6 protein-coding genes and 1 pseudogene are annotated in these 8,073 nt (G+C 46.7%); 6 read left to right on the forward strand and 1 reads right to left on the reverse strand.

What is annotated here, in order from left to right:
- Positions 1 to 163: 163 nt before the first annotated feature.
- Positions 164 to 1,723 (reverse strand): SulP family inorganic anion transporter, encoded by a 1,560-nt coding sequence (locus ACQY6Q_RS16010; protein ID WP_427982950.1) that lies wholly within the window; start codon positions 1,721 to 1,723, stop codon positions 164 to 166.
- 185 nt (positions 1,724 to 1,908) lie between these two features.
- Between ACQY6Q_RS16010 and ACQY6Q_RS16015 the strand changes: the two genes are divergently transcribed.
- The 6 genes and pseudogenes from ACQY6Q_RS16015 to ACQY6Q_RS16040 form a co-directional block, all read left to right on the forward strand.
- Positions 1,909 to 2,796, forward strand: a complete 888-nt coding sequence (locus ACQY6Q_RS16015; RefSeq protein WP_427982952.1) for a virulence factor BrkB family protein — start codon at positions 1,909 to 1,911, stop codon at positions 2,794 to 2,796.
- The gene (dtd, locus tag ACQY6Q_RS16020; protein ID WP_427982955.1) at positions 2,796 to 3,233 is read left to right on the forward strand and encodes a D-aminoacyl-tRNA deacylase; all 438 of its coding nucleotides are present in this window, start codon (positions 2,796 to 2,798) and stop codon (positions 3,231 to 3,233) included. Before ACQY6Q_RS16015 ends, dtd begins: the two co-directional genes overlap by 1 nt.
- Before the next feature lie 182 nt (positions 3,234 to 3,415).
- A complete protein-coding gene (locus tag ACQY6Q_RS16025) occupies positions 3,416 to 4,414 on the forward strand; it encodes a LacI family DNA-binding transcriptional regulator (protein WP_427982957.1) in 999 nt (332 codons plus the stop codon).
- Between the two features lie 175 nt (positions 4,415 to 4,589).
- On the forward strand, positions 4,590 to 5,933 hold the full coding sequence (locus ACQY6Q_RS16030; RefSeq protein ID WP_427982960.1) for a GH1 family beta-glucosidase: 1,344 nt from the start codon (positions 4,590 to 4,592) through the stop codon (positions 5,931 to 5,933).
- 2 nt (positions 5,934 to 5,935) lie between these two features.
- A complete protein-coding gene (locus ACQY6Q_RS16035; protein WP_427982961.1) occupies positions 5,936 to 7,027 on the forward strand; it encodes an ABC transporter ATP-binding protein in 1,092 nt (363 codons plus the stop codon).
- A gap of 103 nt (positions 7,028 to 7,130) precedes the next feature.
- A pseudogene (locus ACQY6Q_RS16040) lies at positions 7,131 to 8,073 on the forward strand (IS3 family transposase); the annotation flags it as partial.

Genomic DNA, 8,073 nt, shown 5'->3' on the forward strand with positions numbered 1-8,073 from the left:
GAGTTACCACTTCGGTCACAGTAGGTTAAAACTCAGTTTTACTCATCGCGAGGAGACAAGAGATTAGCTCGCTTAGGCTTAGCAATGCAGTTATAGAGCTGTTTATAGAAAAAAACCGCTAACTGACTACAGTTAGCGGTTTTAAGGAATCACCAAGCGATGTTTAGTTATCTAGCGCGTCGGTGGCGACTTTATAGCTTGGGTCTTCAATTAAGTTCACTTCAACTGAGCTACCCGCCTTGGTTAATAACTTACGACACTCTGGGCTAAGGTGTTTTAAGTGCAGGGTTTTACCGGCTTTTTCGTAGCGTTCGGCCAAGGTGTCGATGGCTTCAATGGCTGAGTGGTCACTGACTCGTGAGTTGGCAAAGTCGATAACCACATCTTTAGGGTCATTGTTGGCGTCAAACAGCTCTAAAAAGTTGGCGGTAGAGCCAAAGAATAAAGGCCCTTCTAATTGGTAAACCTTGTGGTTTTCATCAACACTGCTGGTGGTTACATAGATGTGTTTGGCGTGTTTCCAAGCAAATACTAAGGCCGATACGATCACCCCAACAAATACCGCAATTGCCAAGTCGGTGAATACCGTCACCACCGATACCAAAACAATCACAAAGAAATCGGCTTTGGGTACCTTGTTAATCATTCTTAGGCTGGCCCATTCAAAGGTGCCGAGCACTACCATGAACATCACTCCTACCAAGGCCGCTAGCGGGATCATTTCAATCAGTGCCGAACCAAATAGAATGAAGCACAGTAGAGCTAAAGCAGCGGTAATGCCGGACAAACGGCCCCGACCACCGGAGCGGATGTTAATCATGCTTTGACCGATCATGGCACAGCCGCCCATACCACCGAAGAAACCAGTGGTGACGTTGGCCACGCCTTGACCAATACATTCTTTGTTACCATGGCCACGGGTGCCGGTCATTTCGTCAACCACGGTGAGAGTTAACAAGGACTCAATCAAACCAATGGCTGCCAATACGATGGCGTAAGGGAAAATGATCTTCAGCGTTTCTAAGTTGAAGGGCACGCTGGGAATGGCGAAGCTAGGTAGCCCACCGGCAATAGTGGCATTAGCGTCACCGGTCATGCCGCGAACAAAGTCTACCACGGTGCGGGTATCTAGGTTGAGTAGCTGTACCGCTAAGGTCACGCCGACAATCGCCACCAAAGAGGCCGGTACTGCGCTGGTGAGCATCGGTAGAAAGTGAATCACCGCCATGGTTATAGCGACTAAGCCCAGCATGATCCACAGTTGACTGCCTTGCATCCATTCCATTTCGCCAAAGGCATTGGGAACTTGGAATTGGCCCAGTTGCGCGAGAAAAATAACGATGGCTAAGCCGTTAACAAAACCCAGCATCACCGGATGCGGCACCATGCGGATAAACTTACCCAAGTGACATACGCCGGCTAGTATCTGTAAGCAGCCCATTAACACTACGGTGGCAAACAAGTATTCCACGCCATGGTCAGCAACCAGTGCCACCATTACTACGGCTAAGGCACCTGTGGCGCCGGAAATCATGCCTGGGCGGCCACCGATTAATGCGGTAATTAAACCCACCATAAAGGCGGCATATAAGCCAACCAGAGGTTCAACTCCGGCAACAAAAGCGAAGGCGACGGCTTCTGGCACCAGCGCCAAAGCCACAGTTAATCCGGAAAGCAGGTCATTCTTGACCGTCGCTCCGCGAAACTTGGGAAATTCAAACATGTTTCTATAGAATCCATTAACAAGGAAACGAAATGGGGCGGGAGTCTAGCACCTTATGTGACTTAGTTCAAAAAAACATCAGGCCACAAGTACCTCATTACGAGCTAAAATCGGGGCTTGTACTTGAGTTGCCAGTATAACTGGGTCATTCTAGCAACATATTAAGTAAAGGATTAATACTAACCATGAGTCGCATCATGAAGACGCCGAATTGGCCGTTTTCTTTTCAGCAAAGCAAGGCATTTTTAAGCTTTTTAATCGACAGAATAAAACACGATAAGTTAACCATGATTGCCGGCTCCTTGGCCTACGTGAGTTTGTTATCGTTGGTGCCACTAGTGGCGGTGACTTTCTCGATTATTAGTGCCTTTCCGGTGTTTTCCGGGTTTCAGACTCTGATAGAAGACTTCGTTTTTAGCAATTTTGTTCCGGCCTCAGGTGAAGTGGTCAAACATAGCTTACGCGCTTTTGTGGAAAATGCCTCGAAGATGACCGCGGTGGGGATTGCCGCCCTAGCCGTAGTGGCGTTAATGCTGATTTCTAGTATCGACAATAGCTTAAACATGATTTGGCGCGTCACCAAAAAGCGCCGCTGGCGCAGCGCCTTCCCAATGTATTGGATGATTTTAACTCTAGGCCCTTTGTTAATGGGCGGCAGCTTGGCATTGAGTTCTTATATCTTTTCAATTCAATTGTTTGCCGATGAAACCCTATTAGGTATCTGGAATACCTTACTACGAACCGTTCCCTTACTGTTTTCCATCGGCGCATTTTGCCTGTTGTATTTATTGGTGCCGAATAAGTCGATCCGCTTTTTACATGGTTTGAGTGGCGCGGTGGTGGCAGCCTTAGTCTTTGAATTGGGAAAACGCGGCTTTGCCTTTTATGTATCGTCTTTTCCTTCTTACCAAGTGATTTATGGTGCCCTAGCGGCCATCCCCATTTTATTCCTATGGGTGTATTTAAGTTGGATAGTGGTGTTATTGGGCGCAGAAATTACCGCGGCTTTGGGTGAGTTTAACCAAGACGCACAGTCTTCAGATAATCAAGTAACAGAGGTAGAGGAAGAGTAATGATTGCCCTTATTCAGCGGGTAAAGCAGGCCAGCGTCACGGTGGATCAGCAAACCACCGGAGCTATTGATACTGGCTTATTGATATTACTAGGCGTGGAGCAGGGTGACGACCAGGCCAAGGCGATTAAATTATGTGAGAAGGTGAGTAAGTATCGCATCTTTGCCGACCAACAGGGAAAAACCAATCTCAACGTACAACAAGTAGGTGGCAGTGTCTTAGTGGTATCTCAATTTACCCTAGTGGCTGACACTGATAAAGGGCTTAGACCGGGCTTTTCTCGAGGAGCCAGTCCTGAGCAAGCCGAGTTCTTGTACGAGTTTTTTATTGATGCGTGCAAAGATCGCGGCTTGGCTACCGAAACCGGTCGTTTTGGCTGTGATATGCAGGTGTCTTTGGTAAATGATGGGCCGATGACCTTTTGGTTGCAGGTCTAACTTTCATCGGGCAATTGTAAACTTTGCAGCCGCTCACATATCAGCTTGGCTGCATATAAAGGTATTTGACAGCAATGACCTTGTTTCGTCATATTATGGGAAAGCGCTTTCACGAGGGCGGGTTTTTTGGGCTCGTGCTGGCGGTGTTGAGCGCTTAAAAATAAGAGAGGCTAGAGTATTTAATGGCAACGATTAAGGAGGTCTCTGATCTCGCGGGGGTTTCGCAAGCGACTGTTTCACGAGTGATGAACGGCAACAATAAAGTCTCTGCGGTTAATCGGGAACGTGTACAGGCGGCGATGGAGAAGTTGGGTTATCAACCTAACTCTTTTGCTCAAGCTTTGGCAACTAACCGTTCATACAGCGTTGGTATTGTGGTAGGTACCTTGTCGGGGCCATTCTTTGGTCCAATGATGCAAAGTATTGAAACGGTATTGCGTAAGCATGGCCAGCATCTTATCGCTACCAGTGGTGACGATCATATTGAACAAGAACGTGAAGCGGTGCGTTTTCTGCATTCACGACGAGTTGATGCGATTTTGCTGGTGGTTCAGGCGATGACCGATGACGAGGTGATTGAACTCTGCAAACAGTACCCGAACATTTATGTATTGAACCGTTACGTACCAGAATTGGCCGAGCGGTGTATTTACTTAAATAACGAACTCGGCGGCTATTTGGCAACCAAGCACTTGATTGATTTGGGGCATACTAAAATCGCTTCTATCACCGGGCCCTTGATTCACCTTGATGCACGCGAGCGTTTACAAGGTTATCGCAATGCCTTGAGTGAAGCGGGAATTGAATATGATCCGCAATTAATTGTAGAAGGCTTGTTCCAGGAAGACGGTGGTAATAAAGCGGCGGCTAAGTTGTTTCAGCGTGATATTGATTTTACAGCGGTGGTATGTGGTAACGATAATATCGCGATTAGTGTTTACGATATTTTATCGCGTACTAATGAAGCACCGGGCGAGCGCATTTCGGTAGTGGGTTACGATGACATGTTTTACTCTCGTTATTTGCGACCGAAGTTAACCACCATTCGTTTTCCGATTGTGGAGATGGGCATTGCTGCCGCTAATATGGTGCTTAATAGTTTGGATCAAGACTTAACTAATGGCGTGCAATTAGAGCCTAGTTTAGTCGTTCGGGAGTCAACCGCCGCGCCACGTAGTTAGTTGTTCTATATCGTGCTTTAGCTTTATGGGGTCTTATTTAAAATGGCCTCCCTATCTCTTAGTGTTAATGCTTGGCCACTTGAACCAAGCATTAACAGTAACCGACTAGTCGTTCGGCTGGTTATCTTGTTTTAAGAAAAATGGCGGCCAGTGAGGCGCTTTATTGAGGTTTTGTATGTCTTTTGCTTTTCCCGAATCATCTCCATTTCGTCGCTCTGATTTTATTTTTGGTGTGGCGACAGCATCTTTTCAAATTGAAGGCGCTAATCAAGAAGATGGCCGCTGTGAATCTATTTGGGACCGTTTTTGTGCGACGCCCGGAAAAGTGGCTAACGGGGATGATGGTTCAGTAGCTTGTGATCACTACCACCGTTGGGAGCAGGATTTAGAATTAATTGCTGAACTAGGTGTGGATGCTTACCGTTTATCGATTGCTTGGCCACGTATCATGCCTCAGGAAGGGCAGGTTAACCAAAAAGGCGTCGCCTTTTATCAGCGTCTTATCGCTAAACTCAATTCGCTAGGGATTAAGCCTTTTGTCACTTTATATCACTGGGATTTACCGCAATACCTAGAAGACCGCGGTGGTTGGTTGAACCGTGAAACAGCTTATAAATTTGCCGAATTCGCTGACATCATGACTCAAGCGCTGGGTGATGATGTTTACAGTTATGCTACCTTTAACGAACCCTTCTGTAGTGCCTTTTTAGGTTACCGCTTTGGCGATCATGCTCCGGGCTTAAAAGATGACAAATGGGGCTTTCAGGCTGCTCATCATCTATTGTTAGCCCATGGTTTGGCTTTGCCCAAGATGCGTGAAAATGCGCCTAAGGCCCAGCACGGCATAGTATTAAACTTTGCCCCAGCTTATCCGGCTGACCCAAGTAATCAGGCCGATGTAGAAGCCGCCGATTTTGACGAGCAACAGGGTATTCACTGGTTCTTACAGCCGTTAGTAGAAGGCACTTACCCAGAAGCAATCCGTCAGCAGCAGCCGCTATGGTGGCCCACCATTTTGCCGGGCGATTTGGCAATTATTCAGCAGCCCATCGATTTTCTGGGAATCAACTATTATACCCGCCATGTGATCAAAGCCGGTGACCATGGGCCTGAGCACGTGCGTTTAGCCGGCGTAGAGCGCACCGATATGGGCTGGGAAGTTTGCCCTGAAGCGTTTACTCACTTACTCACTAAGTTAAATCAGCGTTATCAGTTACCGCCTATTTATATTACCGAAAATGGCATGGCTGGTGCTGACAAGCTAGAAAATGGCCAAGTAATTGACCAACAACGCTGTGACTATTACCAGTCTCATTTAGATGCGGTGGCTGCGGCGATGGCTGAAGGGGTAGAGCTTAAAGGCTATTTTGCTTGGAGTTTGATGGACAATTTTGAATGGGCCTTTGGTTACGATAAGCGTTTTGGCTTGGTGTATGTGGACTATGCCAGTCAACAACGTGTGCTTAAACAAAGTGCTAAGTACTTCCAAAGCTTTTTAAAACAACGTAAAGAGGGATAACTATGGCGTCACTGTCGTTTCAAGGACTAACAAAAAATTTTGGTAAAACAGAAGTAGTTAAGGGCTTCGATTTAGAGGTAAACGATGGTGAGTTTGTAGTTTTGCTCGGCGCTTCGGGCTGTGGCAAATCTACCATCTTACGAATGGTAGCCGGTTTGGAGAGTATTTCTTCGGGACGTATCATGATGGGCGACAAATGCCTGAATGAAATTGACCCCAAGGACCGAGATTTAGCCATGGTGTTTCAAAGTTATGCCTTGTACCCGCATATGACGGTGTATCAAAACATCGCTTTTGCCTTAAAGGTACAAGGTTATAGCAAGCCAGAAATCGAAGAGGCGGTAGAGTGGGCGGCCGATATGTTGCAACTTAAAGAGTTGTTACAGCGCAAACCTAAGCAACTTTCTGGAGGTCAACGCCAGCGTGTAGCAATGGGACGGGCCATGGTGCGTACGCCTAAATTGTTCTTATTTGATGAGCCGTTGTCTAACCTGGATGCCAAATTGCGTGGCAAAATGCGTCAAGAAATCAAAGATTTGCATACCAAGCTGGGTGTGACGACTTTGTATGTAACCCACGATCAGGTAGAGGCCATGACTTTGGCTGACCGCATCGTGATATTAGATAAGGGTGTGGTGGCGCAAATAGGTACTCCCTACGAGGTGTTTACTCAACCTAGCAGTACCTTTGTGGCTGGTTTCATTGGCTCACCAATGATGAATATGTTCTCTGCCAAAGTGAAGCAGCAAGGCGAGCAAAGCTACCTAGATATTCAACAGCAGCGTATTACCCTGCCGTCACAATATCAGGGTAAGGTGAGTGATGGTCAGGCAGTATTGCTGGGAGTGCGTCCCAATGATATTTATCTGCACCCGAAAAATCTGGCAGAAGGGCAAGGGCTTAAGGTAAAAGCTAAGCTAAATAATATTGAATTATTGGGCGCCACCATGTTGGCGCGAGGTGAGTTAAGCGGTAGAAAGATTATTGTTGAAGCAGCAACCGACTACAGTTTGCAGCCCGGTGATTGTGAGCTTTATTTAGACAGTCACTTTGCACATTTATTTGACGCCACGACCCTGCAATCTTTAGCGTAAGCCCGTCAGTTTCAGCTCAAATAAAAGCCCCTGTTGTGGAACAGGGGCTTTTTTGTATCCTATGTCTCGTCCTGAAATACGTTGACATAAAGAGGACTTCTTTATGACAACACCAAACAACTCAAGCCGTAAGCGCACACAACGTGATTACACCTTAGCCTTTAAATTAGGTATCGTAGAGCGCGTCGAAAAAGGCGAAATGACATACAAACAAGCACAAGCTCGTTTTGGTATTCAAGGTCGTTCAACTGTGCTGGTTTGGCTCAGAAAGCATGGTAGACTCGATTGGTCGAAACCATTTCAGCATCCCCTTATGCCTAGTTCAAAAGAAACGCCCGCCGAAACTATCAAACGCCTTGAGCGAGAGTTAGCTGAAGAGAAGCTACGTAACCAAATCCTCAATGGTATGGTCGATATCATGGACAATGAATACGGAGCGGGTCTTAGAAAAAAGTACCTATCCGGTACGTCTGGCAAGCTAAAACCAAAAGCGAAATAAATCTAGCCGCTGCCTGTCGAGCTGTTGGTATTTCACGACAATCTATTTATCAGGCGGTCGCCCGAATGGAAAGTCGGAGAGCTGAGTTATCGGTCATCAAAGACTGGGTACAATACTGGCGTAAATATATGCCACGATTGGGTACGCGTAAGCTCTACGCGTTGATAAAGCCTAAGCTACTTGAACACAACATTAAACTTGGCCGAGATGGGCTATTCGCTTATTTGAAGCGTGAGGGCTTGCTGATTAAACCGAAGAGAAGCTTCACCAAAACGACATTCAGCAAGCACTGGATGAAGAAGCATCCGAACCTGTTGAAAGAGGAAGGATTGCATGATGCAGAACATGTGCTGGTCAGTGATATTACCTACCTTGAATCGGACCAAGGTGTGCACTATCTGTCGCTAGTGACCGATGCGGGTTCTCGCAAGATAGTTGGGCATCACTTGAGTGAAGACATGAAAGCAAACAACGTAGTGAAAGCCCTGAAAATGGCGGTTAGGGATAAGCGCTATATAGCTAATGCGGTGCACCACTCAGACCGAGG

It is taken from the genome of Agarivorans sp., from assembly GCF_050295395.1.
Taxonomy (GTDB): Bacteria; Pseudomonadota; Gammaproteobacteria; order Enterobacterales; family Celerinatantimonadaceae; genus Agarivorans.

Excerpts from the sequence above, each read along its gene's own strand:
- ACQY6Q_RS16010 (WP_427982950.1), bottom strand. The coding sequence starts at position 1,723 with ATGTTTGAATTTCCCAAGTTTCGCGGAGCGACGGTCAAGAATGACCTG.
- ACQY6Q_RS16015 (WP_427982952.1), top strand. The coding sequence starts at position 1,909 with ATGAGTCGCATCATGAAGACGCCGAATTGGCCGTTTTCTTTTCAGCAA.
- dtd (WP_427982955.1), top strand. The coding sequence starts at position 2,796 with ATGATTGCCCTTATTCAGCGGGTAAAGCAGGCCAGCGTCACGGTGGAT.
- ACQY6Q_RS16025 (WP_427982957.1), top strand. The coding sequence starts at position 3,416 with ATGGCAACGATTAAGGAGGTCTCTGATCTCGCGGGGGTTTCGCAAGCG.
- ACQY6Q_RS16030 (WP_427982960.1), top strand. The coding sequence starts at position 4,590 with ATGTCTTTTGCTTTTCCCGAATCATCTCCATTTCGTCGCTCTGATTTT.
- ACQY6Q_RS16035 (WP_427982961.1), top strand. The coding sequence starts at position 5,936 with ATGGCGTCACTGTCGTTTCAAGGACTAACAAAAAATTTTGGTAAAACA.